Below are 20,590 nucleotides of genomic sequence, written 5' to 3' on the forward strand. Positions count from 1 at the left end.
TGAAGGAAATACCCCACTACTTCACCCTTTTCCCATGCTTGATCACCATATCCACATTCTGCAATAAGCTGATATAGCGCAGGACATCTCCCTTCACCGCAATGATATCTGCATGTTTACTCCCGCTATACCTCAAAAAACTAGGTTAGAATTAAGTGAGATATTTGGTTTTCTTAGCCTTACGGACAAGCATGCGGATAAGCAAAAAATGTTCAGAGCAATTTAAATCAAAAAACTAATTCTCAATTTTAAGCAGTTTATCTACCTGCATTTTAAGAAGAGGTAGGTCTTTAATAATGATTCCCCAAATTATAATATTATCAACATTGTCATAAGAATGAATTACCCAGTTTCTCAAACTTACAATTCTGCGGGCATCAAATAATTCAATATCTGGATCAATCTTTAAAATCCGATTGGTTGCTTCTCCAATAATCTCTAATTCTCTTTCTACTGCTCGCCTAAGTAATTTACTTGACTCAAAAGTATTGAAGTTTTTATCGCTTCCTAAATAGTCATATATGGAATCTATTGAAACAGAAATGTCCAGTAGGTATTTTCTAACATTAAGCTGCATAAAGTAACTGCTTAGTCTTTTCCACACTTCTGATAAAATATGGATTGGTCAATGACCTTTCTGTAATCAAATCGACTTTTCTTCCAAATAACCGTTCCAATTCTTCATGCAGCAAAAAATAGTTATCCGTATATCTTTCAATTGGAATTTCCTTGAAAGAAATTAAAATATCCACATCACTAGATTCATACAGCTGATCAGTGCTTGCTGAGCCAAAAACATACATGGACTGAATGTCATATTTTTCGCAAAGCTTTGTGAGTTTTTCTTTGTTATCGGCAATCAAATCTATCATGAAGTCTACAGTTAATACTCAAATATACAAAAGTTTGAAACCAGCTTCTGAAATTTACAAATAAACTAGAACTCTACTTCACCCTCTTCCCATGCTTGATCACCATATCCACATTCTGCAATAAGCTGATATAGCGCAGGACATCTCCCTTCACCGCAATGATATCTGCATATTTCCCTTCACTGATCGTCCCATAATCCTGGTCTACCTTCATGGACACTGCAGGCCAGTAAGTAGCTGCCTTGATGGTCAACATGGGGTCAAAACCAAACTCATTGACCCAGACATCCAGCTCGTTCCAAGTACTTTGACTATGGAACTTCATCGGTATACCGCTATCTGTCCCGATCATCATAACCACTCCGGCATCTTTGAGTTGATTGAATTTTCTCTCTAGAGTAGGCTTTCTGACTGGAGTCAACTGGAAGTAAGACATTCTGCCCGGAAATCTCAGTGATGCCCGGATATCCCGAATAATAGAATCCGGCAGATCTAGGTGCCATCCAGGATCATCCAGCTTTTCTGGGTTATTCCGCATATATTCATAATTGTAAAGCCCCTCCACAGTAGGCGTCCAAAAAAGTGGTCCCATATTCATTTTGGCAGTTCTTTCCTTGATCATGGCCATTACATCCTCTGGGTATTCTGGCGCTGAAGCCAAACCCGTATGTTCGAAACAATCCACGCCAATCTGCAAACCAATTCTGATTTCATCCGGTCTATGGGAATGCGCAATGACAGGTTTACCGTACTTATGTGCCTCATCCACGACAGCTTTGGCTTCTTCAAAAGTCATTTCATCGTGATCGATCAATTTGATCATATCTACTCCGGCATCAACGAGTTTCTTTACTTTCGCCCTGGCATCAGCAGGACCATTTACACCCCAGCGAAAGGCCTTGGTACCAGGATAAGGTTCTTTTTGAATAAAAGGTCCCGACACATAAATGGTTGGCCCAGGTATTTCACCACGGTTGATTTGGTCACGTACTCTGATGCTGGCTTCCAAAGGAGCTCCAAGGTCTCTAGTACTGGTCACCCCAGCCCTGAGCAACTGATGGGCTGAAGAAGGCATGATAACGGATTCTAAGATGTCAATATAGGTAGTGTCCCAATGGGTATAATTTGAATGCCCATTGAGCATCAAGTGCACATGCATGTCCCAGAGGCCTGGAAGCACAGACATACCCTCAGTGGAAATCACTTCGGCACCTTCAGGAATAGGCAAAAATCCAACCTGTCCGATTTCCTTGATACGCTCATTTTCGATGATGATCACAGAATTACGCAGTGGAGGGCCACCAAATCCATCAATCATGGTTCCTCCGACCAAGGCTTTGATCTCTTGTGCGAAGAGTAGCTGAGGAATGCTTGTCAAGACGATAAGCAGACAGAAACAAAGGGTAAATAGTTTTTTCATAAAGGTTAGGGTGATTTCAAGCTAAAATTTAGAAAAAAATAGTGAAACCAATACCTATAAGTATCCAATATCTATAAATATCTAAATGAATAGAGTTTTAAAATACTTCCTATCTGAAAACATACATAAACTTTCAAACTATTGCTTTACATATTTTTAAGCATCTTTGTAGTTTCTTAATCAGATTATGGCAAAAGGCAAACTCTATCTTATACCCAACGTGCTTGCGGAAAATACCACGGATGTTATCAGCCCGCAGGTAAAAGAAGTTATCTCTCAAACCCAATATTTCTTGGTTGAAAATGTCAGGACTGCCAGAAGATATATCAGCAGCCTAAGGTTGGGACTTACCATTGAAGACCTGAATTTTGAAATTTTAGATAAAAAGACCAAGCCGGTAGAATTGGAAAAAATCATGCAGCCTATCTTCGAAGGGAAAGACCTTGGGGTAATCTCTGAAGCAGGTTGTCCAGGAATAGCCGATCCTGGAGCTATAGCAGTAGCTTATGCACATAAGAACAACATTCAGGTTGTGCCTTTGACTGGGCCAAGCTCCATGTTTTTGGCTTTGATGGGTTCTGGTTTCAATGGGCAAGCTTTTGCTTTTCATGGTTACCTTCCTATCCAAAAGAAAGAAAGGGTTCAAGCCATCAAAAATTTAGAAGCCGAGTCTCTTAATAACCGCAAGACCCAGATTTTTATGGAAACTCCATTTAGAAACAACCATTTGCTGGAAGACCTGTTGGGTAATTTACGTCCTGATACACTCTTGTGTATTGCCAAAAATCTGACAGGATCCGATGAAATGATCAAAACAAAGACTGTAGCAGAGTGGAGAAAAAATAAATTGGACATTCATAAGATCCCGGTGGTATTTGTGCTATATGCAGCGACATAAAAAAGCTCCCCAACTGGGGAGCTATCTGGATTAAGGAAAAAGTATTTTTTGTAGAATGTTGACTTTTTCACCTTCCGCTCTTCGTGGCTCCTAACTCCGTCACATGCAAAATATTATTTCAACCATATTCCCACCGAATTTCAATCAAATATCCATCAGTATCACGGAGTAAATATCCACTAATATCAAATACTTCATGGCTCAATCAACACCCTATAAGAGTCATACAAAATCATAATGTCATCCACATAATTTACTGCCAAGTGACCTTTAGCAAAACCGAGGTTCACAATTGGATCTCTATAATATTCAGGGTCTGATTTCAGCTTCAGAAAATGTGAGATACTTTCCCAATTTTGTGCGTTTTTGCCATACTTGACGGCAAGTTTCCAAGCATCTTCCACGTGACCATGGCCGATATTATAAGAAGCCAATATTACTTTGATTCTCTCATTACTTTCAGGAACTCTCTCCCTCCAGAACTTATCCAAGTATCGAAGGTAATTCACGCCACCCATCAAACTCTGAAGGGGATCATTAGGATCTTCTACACCAAACCTTTCTAGCGTTACCGGCATCAACTGTAGCAAACCTACTGCTCCCGCATAGGAAGTGGCTGCTGTATCAAACCTGGATTCTTTGTAAACCAATGAAGCCAAAAGTCTCCAATCCCAACCCAATGTTTCGGCTCCTTTCTGAATCAGGCCATCAAAAGGTGATATATTGTTTCCTGCTAAAGAGGAAAAAGGACTGTTACTTCTGAAATAACTGTTTTTGGAATTTTGGAAGTACTTGGCATACATCATGTTGATGTAACCACTTTTATTTTTTTGGCCAATCCATTCATTGATTGACTTTTGAAGATCAGGTGCATTGGTTCTCACTGCCCAGGCTACATCTGATTTAGGGCTGATTTCCAAGGAAACGTCCAAATTGTCATAATAGGTCGCGTTCACCAAACCTACTACCCTATCTACAATGGTATAGTCGATTTCTTTTTTGACAACCTTCTGCACGAAGTTTTCACTATCTCCTTTTTCTTCTAAAACAGAAAAAGAAATGCCATGGGCCTTCTGCAATTCGCATAATTGAGCCTTGTAGACAGCATCTTTTCTAATATGAATGACCTTATTTTCAAGTTTTTCTACACTATCAATTTTGCTAGGTTGTTTTCTTTGGACCAACACAGTTCCCATCTGACCTAGAGGCTCGGTAAATTGGGCAAATTTTTGTCTCTCCTCAGTGACTTCCAAATTCATGGCGATGATATCGGCCTTCCCCTTGTTGAGCAAATAAAAAGCTTCATCAATATCAGACTTCACAATCAAGTGTAACCTGACGCCGAGATTTGAGGCAAAGTTTCGGAGCATTTCAAATTCATAGCCCATTCTCCTCCCTCTGTAGATATAGTAGCTGGTAGAGGAATTATCCACTATCGCCCTGATATAACCTCTTTTGACGATTTCTTCCAAATCAAGAGGAACTGGGTTTTCCCAATAATTTTCCTGCTTTTTTTCTTTTTCAAAAAAAGTGCATTGCACACCAAAAAGGGTAAAAACAAGTAAATATAATGTAATTGTAAAGGCTTTTTTCATTCAGTTTGTGTCCAATACTAAGGACAAGGTGAATCAATCATCACCCTTAACAAATTATATACCAAAGTCTTATATATGCCAGTTTAAAGCAAAAAAGCCTCCCATTAGATGGAAGGCTTTCAAATATCGTTGTGGTGAATTTATCTTGTATTGAGTGAAAATTCTTGCGTGCCATTTTGATAATAAATCCTACCTGACAACCTCAGCAGTTCAATTTCCATTTCTTTAATGTTATAGAGGGCGGTAATCAACCTGTCCTGTGCCGTCAGCAAATTAACTTGTGCATCTCTGAATTGTAAGTAATCTGCAATTCCAAGCCTAAAACGTTCCAAGGCAATATCAGCACTTTCAGTAGCTACTTGGTAGTTGGCATATTCAATATCCAAAAGCTGAATATTGGTATTGTAAATATTATATGCCCTCTGGATATCAGAAGCCAGTTGAATTTCCATCTGTTGAACAGCATACGATGCATTCACTCGCTCAACCTTTGCATTTTGAATTCTCCTGTTTAAGGCAAATCCATTAAAAATATTGATACCCGCTGTCAATCCATAATTGAATCCTTCCCTTTGGTTGAAAAGCAAAAATCCTGCTTGGGCTTCCAATGTGCTATTATTATATGATGCGTTAAAGTTGATAAAAGGTAATCTTGCCGCCTGAGCTTCTCTAAAGCTGAGATAGGCAACATTCTCATTTCTTTGGGTTACTAAAAATTCTTTGTTGTTTATGTAAGCATTTTCTAACAAGTTATCCAGTATCAAATTGTTTTCCACAATAATGGTATCATTAACATCCAGTTTGGTATCAGGAGACAAAGCCAGTATTTCATTAAAATTGATCCTTGCATTTTTGATCGCCAATTCCTGGTTGACCAAAAGGGAACGGTCGGCATTATAATCGACCTGAGCAGTGAGGTAATCCCTTTTACCGGCCCCTCCCAACTCATACCTGGCTTGCGCAATATCAAGACGGGATTGGGAAAGTTCAAGAGTCGTTTCCAATACTTTTTGTCTTTGCAATTCGAGTACCAGGCGGTAATATGCAGTTGCTATTCCTGCAACGGTATTTTCAACCATCACTTTCGCTTGAAGTTCGCTGACTTCTGCCAGTTTCCCCATGATTTTCATGGTGTAGATAGCTTCTGGTCTTAATCCGTATCCTGCAATTAATGAATAATTCTCATTATCTGACTTGGCTGAACTGATTGTATTTTGTTCAGTAGAATTGACAAACAGTTGCGTCACATCATCAATGGTGTAATTCCTAACAAAATTGGCATCAATGACAGGAAATAATAAGCTACCTCTTGTAATCTGGGCTTCTTTTTCAGCTATCTTTTGTTCATTTGTGGCGATTTTTACGCCAAAATTCCTATTTAAGCCAAGCAAAATGGCATTTTCCAAGTCAATGGTTTCTTCTTCCTGTGCTAAAACAAACTGCTGCCCAAAACACAATAGGGCCAGTATACAAAGTAGTTTTCTCATTGTGCGCGTGCTAATCTCCCTTTTTTAGAAGTTAAGAATGTATATACTGCCGGAATCACAAACAAGGTCAGGATGGTGGCAAATGCAAGACCTCCGATTACTGCTACTCCCATTGGAACCCTACTTTCTGCCCCTGCTCCAAGAGCCAAAGCAATAGGTAAAATACCCAGAATGGTGGATAAACTTGTCATCAAAATAGGCCTAAACCTTGCTGCAGCTGCTCCAATAATGGCTTCATCAATAGTCAAGCCCTGGGCTTTTCTTTGATTGGCAAATTCGACTATCAGGATACCGTTTTTGGTTACCAAACCTATGAGCATGATAATACCAATTTGGGAGAAGATATTGAGGGTAAAATCAAATATCCATAAAGAGAATAGGGCACCAAACAAAGCCAATGGTACTGTAAACATGATGGTTAATGGATCCAGGAAGCTTTCAAACTGTGCAGATAATACCAGATAAATTAAGATTAAAGCAAACATGAAAGCGAAAATCAAGGAATTGGAACTCTCTCTATATTCCTTGGATAGACCCGCCAAATCTGTACTGAAGGATTCATCCAAAACTTCTGCCGAAATCCTATCCATCTCATCCAATCCTGCTCCAATGGTATATCCCGGTGCCAAACTAGCGGAAACTGTAGCACTTACAAACCTATTGAAACGATAAAGCTGAGGTGGTGTACTTCTTTCTCTTATGGTTACCAAATTATCCAACTGGATCAATTCGCCATTTTCTGCTCTTACATAAAGCATCCTCAAATTAACAGGTTCGTTGCGGTCTTCCAATTGCATTTCACCTATAACTTCATATTGCTTACCATTCATGATAAAATACCCAAAGCGCTGACCTGAGTAAGATAATTGAAGCGCCCTGGCAATTTCCTGCACAGACACCCCTATATTTCTTGCCTTTTCTCTATCAATTTCCACCTCGATTTCAGGTTTGGTAAACTTGAGGTTGATATCGGCAAAACTGAACACCTCGCTATTATTAGCTTTTTCCATAAATGTAGGAATGGCTTCTTTTAGCTTTTCAATCGTAGGGGCTTGAAGAACGTACTGCACTGGAAGGCCCGCCCTCCTATCGCCTATTGAAGGTGGTTGGGTAGCAAATGCCCTTACAGAGGTATATTGAGTCAACATCCCCTGAACCTGATTGAAAATTTCCTGTTGCGTTCGGTCTCTCTCAGCTCCATCCTTCAAGATTAGCCTCAAAAATCCTGAATTGGTACTTGCTGTACCAAAACCAGGAGAAGTAACGGTAATGATACCTTCCCTTTCTGATTCTGGAATCTTTTCCATAAAATCCTGGGTCATCTCATCCAACACCCTATCCATGTAACTGAAAGTAGCACCTTCGGGACCAGTAAGGTTTACCCTCATTTCCCCCCTATCTTCTATAGGAGAAAGTTCGGTAGGGATGATATTGAAAAACTGATATATCCCAAAACCCATCACTGCGATGATCACAAAAGCAACCCACCTGATTTTCATGAATCCATTGAGGAAGATATTGTATTTCTCATTCAACCAAACAAAACCAGGTTCAGTGAAATTGTAAAAGGCATTCTGCTTTTCCCTTCTCTTGAGAAGCTTAGAGCTAAGCATTGGCGTCATGGTCAATGCCACGAAGGAGGAAATGATTACAGCCCCTGCTACCACTATACCAAACTCCCTGAATAGTCGTCCTGTGGTACCTGTAAGGAAAATAACTGGCAAGAATACTGCTGCCAAGGCAACTGTAGTTGCGATAACTGCAAAAAATATCTCCTCAGCACCTTTTTCAGCCGCTTTTTCAGGATTCTCTCCTTTTTCAATCCTTGCATAAATGTTTTCCAAAACCACAATGGCATCATCCACCACTAGACCAATGGAAAGTACTATACCCAATAGCGTCAATACATTGATAGAAAAATCCATCACATACATGATGAAAAAGACACCAATCAATGAGATAGGAATAGTCAAAACGGGTATAAAGGTAGTCCTCCAGTCCCTTAGGAATAGGAATATGATGGACACTACCAATAGAAATGCAATCAGAATGGTCTCTTGTACTTCTGAAATGGAATTACGTATAAATTTGGTGGAGTCAAAACCTATTCCCAATTGTATGTCTTCTGGGATATCTTTTTTGATGGTCTCCAATCTTTTGTAAAATTCATCGACAATCTCAATGTTATTGGAACCTGGCAATGGCACCAATACGACACCTACCATGGGGATGCCGTCTCTTTTTAGTACTGTCCTTTCATTAAGTGCTGCCAACTCCGCTTTTCCAATATCCTGAAAGCGGACTATATTGTTTTGATCTTCTTTTATGATAAGGTCATTGAACTCCTGTGGGGTATTCAGCCTACTTTTAGTCCTTACAGAAAGTTCAATCGTCGATCCCTCTATTCTTCCCGATGGCAATTCCACATTTTCAGTCTGTACTTTGGTCAAGACATCTGTGGGAGTGATACCATAGGAGGCCATTTTCAGAGGATCTATCCTTAATCGAATGGCATACCGCTTTTCTCCCCAAATCTGTACAGTACTGACACCGGGTATAGTCTGTAGTCTTTCTTTGAAAATATTGTTTCCGATATCAGACAATTCCAACAAACTCCTTCTATCACTCTGTACATTGAGGAAAACAATAGGTTGTGAATCAGCATCTGCTTTTGATACTACGGGTGGTTCAGTATCTGGTGGAAGTCTCCTGACCGCTCCTGAGACTTTATCCCTAACGTCGTTGGCAGCTGCTTCTAAATCTGCCCCCACATCAAATTCTACCGTGATGTTACTGGTACCGTCATTACTCGTGGAAGTCAATGAGCGAATACCCGCAATACCATTAATGGCTTCTTCAAGAGGTTCTGTGATCTGGGCCTCTATGACATCGGCATTGGCACCGACATAAGTCGTCCGGACATTGATGATTGGAGGATCCACACTTGGAAATTCCCTGACACCCAGTAGACTAATACCAATAGCGCCAAAGAGTAGAATTACCAGGGACATTACCATGGCCAAAACAGGCCTTCTGATACTTATAGTTGAAATTCCAGCCATAATCAGTTGATTTTATTATAATTGACAGTCATTCCTGTCCTTACCTGCAACACACCGGTAGTCAATACCAGGTCACCTTCTCTCAACCCATCGACAATTTGCACGTCCCTTTCAGTACGTATGCCTATAGATACCTGTTTTTCCTCTATTACACCTTCTTGATTGGCTACATACACTTTATAACCACTTAATTCTGGAATGACAGCCTCTGCAGGAACCAGGAATGCATCTTCTTCCACACCTAGGATAAATTTTATGCGCACAAACATTCCAGGAAGAAATTTCCTTTCCCTATTTGGACTAGTGGCCCTAAGTCTCAGGGTCCTAGTACCGGCATCAATGGTAGGTTCGAAGGCATACACTGTGCCTTCTACTTCTTGGCCACCTGCTTCACTGCTGAAAAATATTTTAGATCCCAATTCTACCATACCTGCGTATCTCTCGGGGATAGAAAATTCAATTTTGATCGGATCAATATTGACTATACTTGCTATTACATCAGTAGATCCTATGACACTTCCTTCAGAAATCTGTCTTAATCCCAAGATCCCATCAAAAGGGGCACGTACTACAGTTTTTGTCAATTGAGCCTCTATCAAGCGCATATCAGAAAGGTTTGTATTGAACTGATTGAGGACAATATCATATTCTTCCTGTGAAATCGCTTCTTTCTCCAACAATTGCTTTTGTCTGTTTTCCTGACTTTCAAATAGCTTTTTGGTATATTCCAGTCTTTCATATTGGGCACGGAGTTCATCATCGTTGAGATATATGAGCGGCGTCCCTTTTTTGACAAACTCCCCTTCTCTAAAAGCAACTTTGGTTACCAGTCCGGATATTTCAGGACGAAGGTTTACAGTTTCATTTGGAAGTACAGTACCGGTTACACTTAAGTTATTTTCAAGTCTTTCGGGCCGAAGTTCTACGACATTCACGGGAAGCGGTTGGTTGCCACCTTGGCCTCCACCACCAGGTGATGCTGATGGACCCGATGAGGTGATTCCAAAAATCTGGTCCTTACGAGGATAGATAAAAATAATAGCAATCACTGCAATGATGATGACTGAAAGAATTATTTTGGTTTGATTTTTCATCTAGGGTAAAACAAAGAATTTTAATGCGTTTGAGTTTGATTTTTGAGAAAACTTAATGAAAGCTGATTGAATACCTCGGGTTGTTCTACGTTTACAACATGACCACAGTCTTTGACAATTTTGAGAAAGGAAAGTTTATGCTCATTCACAATCTTTTTGACTGGCTCCAAAAACATAATGTCCTCTTCTCCCATCACGTAAAGCGTAGGAATAGGCAAATCCTTTTCCTTAAAATACCTGAGTAAAGGATTCACATCTTTAGTCAGTTTAAACCATTTGATGAATTCTTTTTGACAAAGTCGCTTGGCTTCTCTGATGAAAAGATTTCTGGATTCCGAATGATGTCTACGTGGCATGATAATCCAGGCAAAAAGACTATACAACCACATATACGGCACTACACTTTTAAAGGCATTACCAAGGATTACAAGTAGCCTTGAGGTAAAATTCAACCTGGTAATCGCCCCTGCCATTACCATGGATTTGACTCTATGAGGTTCCATCTCTGCCAGTTGGCGGATAAGAATAGTTCCCAGAGAGACTCCGAGGAAGTGGGCCGGAGGAATCTGAAGATGATCCAAAACTTCAATGATATCTTTGGTGACTACAGGAAAGGTGTACTCATCCTTCCATATATTCTTGATGGACTGGGCAGACTTGCCATGACCTCTCAAGTCGATAAGAAGCAAATTGAAATCTTCCCTAAATTCCCTGATCTGCTTGTACCAAATTGAGGATGATCCACCAGCTCCATGTATAAATACTACCCAGTCTTCACTAGAAGAATGTTTGTATGTCTTATAATACAACATGCCTTTTTTGTTTGTGCTGAGCATATAACTTGATTATCTTGTAGATAGTTATTCAACCGAAAGCTAAACCCTTTCGTTCTTCATTGAAAAGAAATAAACATAGATGGCTGATGTTGATTTTTAGCGGTTAATTTAGAAGCATTCTAATCAAGACTGCAGTTCACTGATATGTACTTTTTACACAAAGAAATCACTTTATTTCTATTTAGACTGACAAATAGACAATTATCTGCATCGAAATGATCAATTCATTTCTAAAATCATGCCTTTTAAATACAAATTCAAATATTTGCCTAACTACTTAGCAAAAATTTGAGTGGCATCCTGAAAAGACTTAAACTCCAAGGCATTGCCCGCCGGATCTAAAAAAAACATGGTAGCCTGTTCTCCGACTTCTCCTTTGAAGCGGATATAAGGTTCAATTATGAATTCAATTCCATGAGCTTTGAGCTTATCAGCCAAAGCATGCCACTCTTCCCAAGGTAAAATCGCTCCAAAATGTCTTACGGGCACATGTTTACCATCCACTTCATTAGCTTTGGCTAATTGCAGCTCTTCAGGCTTGACATGGGCTGATAATTGATGACCAAAAAAATTAAAGTCAATCCATTTTTCAGTAGATCTTCCGATTTCACAACCCAACAGTTCTCCGTAAAAGGCCCTGGTTTCCTCAATGTCTCTAATAGGGAATGCTAAGTGAAAAGGTTTAAATTGGCTCATAATGTCTATTTTTGGATTGCAAAATTGCAACCTATTTTCTGATATTTAAAACTTAATTGATCAATGGCTAAGAAAACTGTTTCATTGGTGCTTTCCAGCGGGGGTGCAAGGGGTATGGCCCATATTGGTGCCATTGAGGCTTTGGAAGAAGCCGGCTATGAAATTGTGTCTATAGCTGGATGTTCTGCGGGGGCTCTTGTCGGTGGTATTTATGCAACTGGCAAACTGGAAATATTCAAGCACTGGATCTGTAATTTGGATAAAATAGATGTCTTTTCCCTGATGGATTTCACTATTTCACGGAAGGGTTTTATCAAAGGGGAAAAGGTTTTTGCTGCACTGAAAAACCTTATAGCTGACTGTGACATTGAACAGTTGAGTATTCCTTTTTCTTGTAACGCTGTACAGATTCCAAATGGTGAAGAAAAAATATTTACTTCCGGGAGTCTTTATGAAGCTATAAGGGCATCAGCTTCCATCCCAACAGTGTTTACCCCCGCCAAAATCGGTGAAAATGAGTTCCTCGATGGTGGTATTATCAATCCTATCCCTTTCAACCTGATCAGTCCCACAGTCCGAGGAGAATACTTAGTGGCAGTAGACCTCAATGGTCCCAAATCCGCCTTTATAGCAGCTCCTGTCAAAGCCAAAAAAGAGAGCTCTTTAAAATTGCCAATATGGATGTCAGACTATCAAAAGAAATTCTCGAACTATTTTTACTCTGAAGAAAAAGAAGAGAAACCAAAAGGACTCAGCTCAGTAGAAATCCTCAATTTTTCCTTGGACCTGATTCAGGACAAACTATCGGGAATGGTCATCATGCAACAGGATGTGGACATATTGGTTGAAATCTCGAGGGAACAAGCCGGCACTTTGGAGTTTCATAGGGCGGCAGAGCTCATAGAGATAGGAAAAAAGAAAATGAAAAAGGCAATCAAAAAAGCAGAAAGTGGACATTAAAGCACTCAATAATTTACTTGGAAATATTGACATCTACCTTTTAGATCAAATCCTTAAAGGCAGATTTACCAAAGAAATGAAGATATTGGACGCAGGATGTGGAGAAGGTAGAAACTGCATTTATTTTTTGCAGGAAGGCTATCAGATTTTTGGGGTGGATGCAGATCCTATTGCTATCCAAATGGCGCGCACTTATGCACGTACAATCCAAAAAGATTATGATACCCATAGGTTTCAGCGTGCAATGGTACAGGATATGCCCTTTCATCAGGGAGCTTTTGATGCTGTGATTTCTTCAGCTGTTACGCATTTCGCAAAGAGTGAAGCGGACTTTTTCAAGATGATTTCAGAAATGCTCCGGGTCCTTCGTCCTGGCGGTATTTTATTTTTGAGGACCTGCACAGACAGAGACAATATATTGTCCAATGCACCCCATTTGGGTGATGGTGTCTACCTTTTGCCCGATGATTCAGAACGATTTGTACTCACGTCTAAGATAGAAAGGGCACTATTAGAAAACTTTAACTTAACCTATCTCGAATCTCCCAAAAGTGTCACTGTGCATGGTTTGAGGTCAATGGGAGTGTTTCTTTTTGAAAAAAAGAGTTGAATAGTTAGTCGATCATTTCAGTCATAATTTTGGCCGAGAGTAGGCAAAGCGGAATACCACCACCTGGATGAACACTCCCTCCACAGAAATATAGGTTTTGGATTTCAGAACTGAAATTTGCGTGCCTCAGAAAAGCTGCGTACTTATTATTCGAGCTGTTCCCATACAAAGAACCTTGAGCACTGGAAGTTTTGGATTCAATGGTTCTCGGCTCAAGAATCTCTTCCACCTCAATAAAAGGTTCAATATCGGTATTCAAAGTTCTATTGATTTTGGCAATGATCTTTTCTCTCGCCTCCGCTATCATTTTATCCCAGTCCTGCCCCTGATTATTGGGTACATTGATCATGGTAAACCAGTTCATACAACCCTCGGGAGCGTCATCTTTTTTGTAAACTGATGTAATGTTGATGTAGACAGTAGGGTCATCATAAATGGTCCCCAATTTGAAAATATGCTCAAACTCCCTCTTATAATCATTGGAGAAGAGAATATTGTGCAAATCCAGTTCTTTAAATTCCTTTTTGATTCCCCAGTAAAAAATCAAAGCAGAGCTGGATTTTGGTTGGTTGAGAAGTTTTTTAGGCTGTTTTTCTTTCTTCAAAATAGTCTTATAGGCATTGACCATATCCATATTGTTGATAATTACATCAGCAAAATATTCTTCCTCGCATACCCTTACACCTATCGCTTTGCCTGAATCAACAAGGATTTCATTCACTTTGGACTCGAAATGAAACTCGACACCTTGCCTTTTGGCTAATTTAAACAAGGAAAGGGTAATATCATGCATTCCTTTTTTCGGGAAAAAGGCACCGATATTGAATTCAAGGTGGGGTATTATATTCAAGGTAGCGGGAGTCTGATAAGGGTCAGAACCATTATAAGTCGCATAGCGATTAAAAAGCTGGACCAGTTTAGGGTGTTGGAACAAACTGGAATTGGCAGCATTCATGGTCTTAAAGATACCAAGTTTACCCATTTTCAAGTATGAGCGTAAGGCTTCAGGGTTAGTCCATGTACTCCATTTGTGCAGAGAGCGATGCATAAATAAGGGCGAAAGGTGCTTATAAATGTAATCCGAATGCTCAAGAGCTCTTTTCACATGAATAGCCGGTTCACCCAGTTTGGTCTCGACCTCTTCTGCAAAAAGATGAATATCCGAGAATGCCTTCAGATTTTTCCCATCTTCCCAGAAGTAATGGCAAGCCACAGGCAACTTGAGGTATTCAAAGTGGTCTTTTGAATTTTCACCACATAGCGTAAAAAGTTGATCAATCTCTTCGGGTAGCGTAAACAAGGAAGGACCAGCATCAAATCTATATCCCCCAAGGTTAAATTCGGAAAGTTTACCTCCTGGATAAGCATTCGCCTCAAAAACAACTACTTGATGACCTTTAACTGAAAGTCTGATAGCAGCTGCAATACCTGCAATACCTGAACCGATGACGATTGCTTTTCTTTTCATAGACAAATATAACCCAAGCCTAAAAAAAGGGTTCGTTTTTTTTCGAGATATGTCTTGACAACAGGCATTTGAAAGAGAAATTTCAACTTGCTTTGAAAAAAACTTAAAAAAATCTCAAAAAAAATTGAAAGGGCAAATTTTATTATTTTGATTTACAATTTTTCGATAAAAAGATTGGCCTGTTTACTAAATCATATTTTTAAATGATAAAAGACTATAAACTTTTACCATGACTAAAAATGTTTTTGTTTCACTTTAAATGCATTTGGTATACATTTTTTTGTTTTTAAATCTTTTTATTTACTTTTCAGTACGTTTTATTTATAACCTTATTCTTTTTAGTCAACCACTTATGAAAAATTTATTGATAACCCGATTCCAAAACGCTTTGGCCGTTTTGATGACCGTTGCAGTTCTGTTTTCCTGCAATCAGGTAGAAACATTTGAAATTGATGATCTCAACCTCAATCAAGAGGTTCTCGACAGAGATGGTGTCACTTTGACTGCGTTGAATCCAAACTTTATGGATTTTTTAAATGTGTATCAAGTCGATGCATGTGAGAATTTCTGTATTATCCCTGATGATCCTACAACATATCATGTATTATCAGGTAGAGAGACATACAATCCTCAGATTTATGTAGATTATTCTGTATATCATGATGATGAGAAGATCTATTACAACTTTACGATCGGAGCAAGCAATAGCTCGAGTCCGACAATCGCCTCTGTGAACGGTGTACCTGTAGGTGAAACTAGTTATTCAATTGAATTTGATCTTCCTGAAGATTGGGAAGGATGTGATTTGGTTGAAAGGTCTTTTACAGTAGTCAGAGCAGGTGGAGGTGGAGGAGCCACAGGTCTTACTATAGAGACAGCATATAGGTTAATCCCAATATGTGTAGAAGAGCCAGATGACCTTTGTCCTGAGGATTTCTCTTATGAAAGATCTGGGGATGATAACAATACAATATTATTCAAATTTACGCCTAAGGCGTCTCTTGATTTTGCAGAAATTCAAATCACCACCCCACAAATTGCTGATTGGGAGTCACTTGACGGCAAAAACTATGAAGAATTTGGAGCAGGAGCTAATGGCGGGCTAAGATGGATAGGTGATTTGGTTTGTGGTGAAGAAATCACTTTCGAATTGAGGTTCACACCAGAAGCTTGTGGCCAAGGAAATCCAAATGTAAACTTGGTATCAACTTTCAATGTTAAAGATCTAGGTGGCAACAAACTAACCGGCCAACCAATAAGATCTGAATGCATAAGCGGATAAATTAATAATTTCAAAACCCATCAGGTAGTACCTGATGGATTTTGAATCAATTACAAGCATAGTATAAAAGCCCTTATAAACCCTTCTTGGTTTGACAGGGCTTTTATGCTTTTTATGAGGCTATCTATTGTGTATGAGTTTACAATAAAAAAGAGCAAACCATATACAGCTTGCCCTAATTTTTCAATTTTTCAATCTTCAATTCCCAATCAGCCCATTCTCTCAAACACCCTCCTAAAACTACAAGCCTCAGCCAACCTGCCATGCAGGTCTGCAATCGCTACACGTTCTTGTTCGGTGGTATCTCTATGCCTAATCGTCACAGTATTGTCTTCCAAGGTCTGATGGTCTACAGCAATACAGTATGGCGTCCCTATCAAATCCTGACGGGTGTAGCGTTTTCCTATAGAACCGGAATCTTCATAAATGATATTAAAATCATATTTTAAAGCATCAAATATTTCTTTACCTTTTTCTGGCAAACCGTCCTTTTTGGTCAAAGGCAATATTGCGGCTTTTACGGGCGCTATCGCAGGATGGAACTTCAGATAGGTTCTCTGTTTGCCTTCTACTTCTTCATCCACAAAGGCATTGCATAAAGTCATCAAAAATAAGCGGTCCGCTCCTATCGAGGTCTCTATCACAAACGGAATGTAGTTTTTGTTGATCTCCGGATCAAAGTACTGTTGCTTCTTCTTCGAAAACTCCTGATGGCTTTTCAAATCAAAATCAGTCCTGGAGTGTATCCCCTCCACTTCTTTGAACCCAAATGGGAATTGGTATTCGATATCCATCGCAGCATTGGCATAGTGCGCCAATTTCTCGTGGTCATGTCTCCTGAGTTTTTCTTCCGGAATACCAAGGGCTTTGTGCCATTTCATTCTGGTTTCTGACCACTCCTTGTACCAGTCCAATTCTGAACCAGGACGCACAAAAAACTGCATTTCCATTTGTTCAAATTCGCGCATCCTGAAGATAAACTGACGGGCCACAATTTCATTTCTAAAAGCTTTACCGATTTGTGCAATACCAAAAGGCACCTTCATTCGGGCAGTTTTCTGAACATTCAGGAAATTGACAAAAATCCCCTGTGCGGTCTCAGGTCTAAGGTAAATGGTGGAAGCGTCTTCCGCTACAGAGCCTACTTGAGTAGAAAACATCAAGTTAAACTGTCGTACATCAGTCCAGTTGGAAGTGCCGGAAATAGGACACTTAATCTCTTCATTGATAATCAAATCACGAACACCAGCCAAATCTTCGGCCTCCAACAACCTAACCATAGCATTGAGAAGGTCTTGAGCTCTTTCTTTTTCTCCGGCATTTTCATATGCCGCAGCTTTATCTTCGATCAAAACATCAGCACGATACCTTTTTTTGGAATCCTTATTGTCGATCATAGGGTCATTGAAGCTATCCACGTGACCGGAAGCCTTCCAAGTCGTCGGATGCATAAAAATCGACGCGTCAATCCCTACAATATTATCATTGAGACGGGTCATGGTTTCCCACCAAAGTCGCTTGAGGTTATTTTTCAACTCTACGCCATAAGCACCGTAATCATACACTGCCTGAAGACCATCATAAATCTCCGATGAAGGATACACAAAGCCATATTCTTTGGCGTGCGCTATTATATCTTTTAATTGTGCGTTTTCCGCAGTTGCTTCATTTTTTGCCATAGCCACAAAAATAGCTAAAAAGGGATAGTTATCAATTTTAAAGCTTAGGATTTCCTTCAAGTGAAAAATTCGCTTATTGTTTAAACATTTAGATGGGATTGGACTTAGGGTTGCTCTCCAATTAATATCCTACCAATGACAGGTTTGAAGTGGTCGTCTCACTGAGTGAAGCGAAGGGTCTCCCAACCTGGTGGGAAGGAGGTGCTTCAACTCAGCAAGCCTGCCTACACGAGGTAGGCTCCGTTCAGCATGGCGAGGACCCAATTGTCATCACCTTTTCTGAACTTTTAAAAAATATAAAGGACCCGAAATGCCATAAATATGTAAATATTAAAGAAATTTTTGATCTTATCTACAGCATAACTTCTCTACTTTTATTATACATCAAACCATTTTTATTATGAAAAATCAAACTTTAGTAAGTTATGTACTAAACCTCTCCCTAATGATGCTTATGATGGTATCACTGACTAGTTGTGAAGTTGTAGGTGCTATTTTCGAAGGAGGCGTCGTTGTCGGAATCATTATAGCCGTCATAGTAATAGGCCTTATCTTTTACCTGTTCCGTAAAATGAGTAAATAGATAAATCATCAGCGTGCATCGATTTGTGAAGTCAGCAAAGTAAACTCTGATCTTTGAGACACAGAAAGATACATGACTACTGAATCCAGCTTATTTCCGAAATTTAGATTCATATAAAAGGCCTGCCCAAATAAATGGACAGGCCTTTTGAGTATAATATGGTACAGTTCTATAACTGGCTCGATTTTCTTGAAAATAAAGGATTCCCTGATCTTTGATTTCAACTATTTTGAATGAAAGTTGCATCAAACCCAGGCCTTTGAATTACAATCACTTCGAAAGAAGGCTCCAAACTACCTGAATGTATATTTCAAGCCAATCCCTGCCCGAAAATAATTACTTCTGTTCTCTCCCGGAAATATGGGACTAGCCTCCAAAAGAAACCCGAAATTTTTGGCAGAAAACGGCTTCACCAAGACTCCTAGGGGCACTCCTAGATAGAGTCCTCTATCACCGCCTTCGGTACCCAAGTGAAACCCTGAATAAAAATTCACTTCATCTCGCTGAACAAAATTATATCCAAAGGTTCCTTCTATACCTACTGTGCTACCGGTAGAAACCCTTGCTTCACCAAACATTTGATTATCCGGGTCAGTGCCTATTGTGGCAAATGTAGCCGAGGACAATCTGTAAACACCTGCCGAAATCTGTGCTTGAGACTCTAATGTGACCATTAAAATCATGGCCATGGAAAATAAAATGATCTTTTTCATTTGAATTAAATAGTTGGTTATCCCTCATTTTGCAAAGACTTTGCCAAAACAGACCCTCCAACCATATTCCACCCTTCAAAATCCTCTCATCATTTTTACCTCTCATAATCACCCAATCCCCACAATATCCTTAACTTTGTTTCCCATATAACCAAGCCAAATTACTCCCCCATGAACGAAAGGTATATGCAACGTGGCGTATCCGCGTCCAAAGAAGATGTACACCAAGCCATCTCTAAACTTGATAAGGGTCTTTTTCCTAAAGCTTTTTGTAAAATAGTGGAAGACACCTTGGGCAATGATCCGGAATACTGCAATATCATGCATGCTGATGGGGCTGGCACCAAGTCTTCTCTTGCATACATGTACTGGAAAGAAACAGGTGATCTTAGCGTATGGAAGGGTATTGCACAGGATGCAATCATCATGAATACAGATGACCTGCTCTGCGTAGGTGCTGTAAACAATATTTTAGTGTCCTCTACTATCGGAAGGAACAAAAACCTGATTCCTGGAGAGGTTGTCTCGGCCATCATCAATGGCACGGAAGAAGTACTTCAAATGTTGAGAGACCATGGTGTCAATGTGGTACTGACTGGAGGAGAAACGGCTGATGTCGGTGATTTGGTCAGGACAGTAATAGTAGACAGCACGGTAACCTGCAGAATGAGAAGGGATGAAGTGATATCCAATGACAATATCAGATCTGGAGATGTAGTGGTCGGACTGTCTTCTTACGGTCAAGCTACTTACGAAGATTACTACAACGGCGGCATGGGCAGTAATGGCTTGACCTCAGCGAGGCATGACGTATTCAACAAACTTTTAAAAACAAAATACCCTGAGAGTTTTGATCCTGCAGTTCCTGAAGATTTGGTTTACTCCGGAAAATACAACTTGACAGACCCCGCTCCAGGATTGCCTGTAGATATAGGTAAATTGGTGCTGTCTCCGACCAGAACATATGCTCCTGTCATGATAGATGTACTCAAATACCTTAGGTCAAAGATCCATGGCATAGTTCATTGTAGTGGTGGGGCACAGACTAAGGTTTTACACTTTGTAGACAATGTACATGTTGTCAAAGACAACTTATTCGAGACACCTACCCTTTTCAGATTGATTCAAGAAGAAAGCGGAACAGATTGGAAGGAGATGTATAAGGTTTTCAATATGGGCCACAGAATGGAAATATATCTTGAGGAAAGGTACGCAGAGGAGGTTATCGATATTGCAGAAACTTTGGGCATTGAAGCCAAAATAATCGGAAGGGTATTGCCTTTTGAAGGCAAAAAAGTAACCATTCAAAGTGCACATGGTACTTTTGAGTATTAA

Annotated in this window: 17 protein-coding genes; 5 read left to right on the top strand and 12 right to left on the bottom strand. The window is 39.8% G+C overall.

Going from position 1 to position 20,590, the window contains the following annotated elements:
- Positions 1-235: 235 nt before the first annotated feature.
- From CLW00_RS07080 to CLW00_RS07090, 3 genes are all read right to left on the bottom strand, one after another.
- Positions 236-577 carry a HepT-like ribonuclease domain-containing protein gene (locus CLW00_RS07080; protein ID WP_106132957.1) on the bottom strand — a complete coding sequence of 114 codons (342 nt, stop codon included), beginning with the start codon at positions 575-577 and terminating at the stop codon, positions 236-238.
- The gene (locus CLW00_RS07085) at positions 567-872 is read right to left on the bottom strand and encodes a nucleotidyltransferase family protein (RefSeq protein ID WP_106132958.1); all 306 of its coding nucleotides are present in this window, start codon (positions 870-872) and stop codon (positions 567-569) included. The genes CLW00_RS07080 and CLW00_RS07085 overlap by 11 nt, the downstream gene beginning before the upstream one ends.
- A gap of 73 nt (positions 873-945) precedes the next feature.
- Positions 946-2,292: an amidohydrolase family protein gene (locus CLW00_RS07090; protein WP_106132959.1), complete on the bottom strand. Its 1,347-nt coding sequence runs from the start codon at positions 2,290-2,292 to the stop codon at positions 946-948.
- Positions 2,293-2,479: 187 nt separating this feature from the next.
- On the opposite strand from CLW00_RS07090, the gene CLW00_RS07095 reads away from it, so the two are divergent.
- Positions 2,480-3,190 (top strand): SAM-dependent methyltransferase, encoded by a 711-nt coding sequence (locus CLW00_RS07095; protein ID WP_106132960.1) that lies wholly within the window; start codon positions 2,480-2,482, stop codon positions 3,188-3,190.
- Between the two features lie 194 nt (positions 3,191-3,384).
- Here CLW00_RS07095 and CLW00_RS07100 read toward each other — a convergent pair whose 3' ends face one another.
- From CLW00_RS07100 to CLW00_RS07125, 6 genes are all read right to left on the bottom strand, one after another.
- Entirely contained in the window at positions 3,385-4,785 is a 1,401-nt protein-coding gene (locus CLW00_RS07100) for an MltF family protein (RefSeq protein WP_106132961.1), read from the bottom strand.
- A gap of 140 nt (positions 4,786-4,925) precedes the next feature.
- On the bottom strand, positions 4,926-6,272 hold the full coding sequence (locus tag CLW00_RS07105; protein WP_106132962.1) for a TolC family protein: 1,347 nt from the start codon (positions 6,270-6,272) through the stop codon (positions 4,926-4,928).
- Positions 6,269-9,334 (bottom strand): efflux RND transporter permease subunit, encoded by a 3,066-nt coding sequence (locus CLW00_RS07110; protein ID WP_106132963.1) that lies wholly within the window; start codon positions 9,332-9,334, stop codon positions 6,269-6,271. Before CLW00_RS07110 ends, CLW00_RS07105 begins: the two co-directional genes overlap by 4 nt.
- A gap of 2 nt (positions 9,335-9,336) precedes the next feature.
- Positions 9,337-10,428, bottom strand: a complete 1,092-nt coding sequence (locus CLW00_RS07115; protein ID WP_106132964.1) for an efflux RND transporter periplasmic adaptor subunit — start codon at positions 10,426-10,428, stop codon at positions 9,337-9,339.
- A 20-nt stretch (positions 10,429-10,448) separates the two neighbouring features.
- Entirely contained in the window at positions 10,449-11,240 is a 792-nt protein-coding gene (locus CLW00_RS07120; protein ID WP_106133082.1) for an alpha/beta fold hydrolase, read from the bottom strand.
- Positions 11,241-11,537: 297 nt separating this feature from the next.
- Positions 11,538-11,960: a VOC family protein gene (locus tag CLW00_RS07125; protein ID WP_106132965.1), complete on the bottom strand. Its 423-nt coding sequence runs from the start codon at positions 11,958-11,960 to the stop codon at positions 11,538-11,540.
- Between the two features lie 63 nt (positions 11,961-12,023).
- Here CLW00_RS07125 and CLW00_RS07130 point away from each other — a divergent pair, with 63 nt between their 5' ends.
- Positions 12,024-12,920: a patatin-like phospholipase family protein gene (locus CLW00_RS07130; RefSeq protein ID WP_106132966.1), complete on the top strand. Its 897-nt coding sequence runs from the start codon at positions 12,024-12,026 to the stop codon at positions 12,918-12,920.
- Entirely contained in the window at positions 12,910-13,530 is a 621-nt protein-coding gene (locus CLW00_RS07135; RefSeq protein ID WP_106132967.1) for a class I SAM-dependent methyltransferase, read from the top strand. The genes CLW00_RS07130 and CLW00_RS07135 overlap by 11 nt, the downstream gene beginning before the upstream one ends.
- A 4-nt stretch (positions 13,531-13,534) precedes the next feature.
- Here CLW00_RS07135 and crtD read toward each other — a convergent pair whose 3' ends face one another.
- Positions 13,535-14,998, bottom strand: coding sequence for a 1-hydroxycarotenoid 3,4-desaturase CrtD (crtD, locus tag CLW00_RS07140; RefSeq protein ID WP_106132968.1), 1,464 nt, complete (start codon positions 14,996-14,998; stop codon positions 13,535-13,537).
- A 352-nt stretch (positions 14,999-15,350) separates the two neighbouring features.
- Between crtD and CLW00_RS07145 the strand changes: the two genes are divergently transcribed.
- Entirely contained in the window at positions 15,351-16,280 is a 930-nt protein-coding gene (locus CLW00_RS07145; protein WP_146131375.1) for a hypothetical protein, read from the top strand.
- Between the two features lie 209 nt (positions 16,281-16,489).
- On the opposite strand, the gene CLW00_RS07150 is transcribed toward CLW00_RS07145, so the two are convergent.
- On the bottom strand, positions 16,490-17,959 hold the full coding sequence (locus CLW00_RS07150) for a glycine--tRNA ligase (RefSeq protein WP_106133083.1): 1,470 nt from the start codon (positions 17,957-17,959) through the stop codon (positions 16,490-16,492).
- Between the two features lie 876 nt (positions 17,960-18,835).
- A complete protein-coding gene (locus CLW00_RS07165) occupies positions 18,836-19,255 on the bottom strand; it encodes an outer membrane insertion C- signal (RefSeq protein ID WP_106132972.1) in 420 nt (139 codons plus the stop codon).
- Between the two features lie 171 nt (positions 19,256-19,426).
- On the opposite strand from CLW00_RS07165, the gene CLW00_RS07170 reads away from it, so the two are divergent.
- On the top strand, positions 19,427-20,590 hold the full coding sequence (locus tag CLW00_RS07170) for an AIR synthase related protein (RefSeq protein ID WP_106132973.1): 1,164 nt from the start codon (positions 19,427-19,429) through the stop codon (positions 20,588-20,590).

Origin of the sequence: Mongoliibacter ruber (assembly GCF_003003005.1) — a bacterium.
GTDB classification, from domain to species: Bacteria; Bacteroidota; Bacteroidia; order Cytophagales; family Cyclobacteriaceae; genus Mongoliibacter; species Mongoliibacter ruber.

Excerpts from the sequence above, each read along its gene's own strand:
- CLW00_RS07115 (WP_106132964.1), bottom strand. The coding sequence starts at position 10,428 with ATGAAAAATCAAACCAAAATAATTCTTTCAGTCATCATCATTGCAGTG.
- CLW00_RS07125 (WP_106132965.1), bottom strand. The coding sequence starts at position 11,960 with ATGAGCCAATTTAAACCTTTTCACTTAGCATTCCCTATTAGAGACATT.
- CLW00_RS07105 (WP_106132962.1), bottom strand. The coding sequence starts at position 6,272 with ATGAGAAAACTACTTTGTATACTGGCCCTATTGTGTTTTGGGCAGCAG.
- CLW00_RS07130 (WP_106132966.1), top strand. The coding sequence starts at position 12,024 with ATGGCTAAGAAAACTGTTTCATTGGTGCTTTCCAGCGGGGGTGCAAGG.
- crtD (WP_106132968.1), bottom strand. The coding sequence starts at position 14,998 with ATGAAAAGAAAAGCAATCGTCATCGGTTCAGGTATTGCAGGTATTGCA.
- CLW00_RS07090 (WP_106132959.1), bottom strand. The coding sequence starts at position 2,292 with ATGAAAAAACTATTTACCCTTTGTTTCTGTCTGCTTATCGTCTTGACA.
- CLW00_RS07145 (WP_146131375.1), top strand. The coding sequence starts at position 15,351 with ATGAAAAATTTATTGATAACCCGATTCCAAAACGCTTTGGCCGTTTTG.
- CLW00_RS07110 (WP_106132963.1), bottom strand. The coding sequence starts at position 9,334 with ATGGCTGGAATTTCAACTATAAGTATCAGAAGGCCTGTTTTGGCCATG.
- CLW00_RS07120 (WP_106133082.1), bottom strand. The coding sequence starts at position 11,240 with ATGTTGTATTATAAGACATACAAACATTCTTCTAGTGAAGACTGGGTA.
- CLW00_RS07085 (WP_106132958.1), bottom strand. The coding sequence starts at position 872 with ATGATAGATTTGATTGCCGATAACAAAGAAAAACTCACAAAGCTTTGC.
- CLW00_RS07100 (WP_106132961.1), bottom strand. The coding sequence starts at position 4,785 with ATGAAAAAAGCCTTTACAATTACATTATATTTACTTGTTTTTACCCTT.
- CLW00_RS07150 (WP_106133083.1), bottom strand. The coding sequence starts at position 17,959 with ATGGCAAAAAATGAAGCAACTGCGGAAAACGCACAATTAAAAGATATA.
- CLW00_RS07165 (WP_106132972.1), bottom strand. The coding sequence starts at position 19,255 with ATGAAAAAGATCATTTTATTTTCCATGGCCATGATTTTAATGGTCACA.
- CLW00_RS07095 (WP_106132960.1), top strand. The coding sequence starts at position 2,480 with ATGGCAAAAGGCAAACTCTATCTTATACCCAACGTGCTTGCGGAAAAT.
- CLW00_RS07170 (WP_106132973.1), top strand. The coding sequence starts at position 19,427 with ATGAACGAAAGGTATATGCAACGTGGCGTATCCGCGTCCAAAGAAGAT.
- CLW00_RS07080 (WP_106132957.1), bottom strand. The coding sequence starts at position 577 with ATGCAGCTTAATGTTAGAAAATACCTACTGGACATTTCTGTTTCAATA.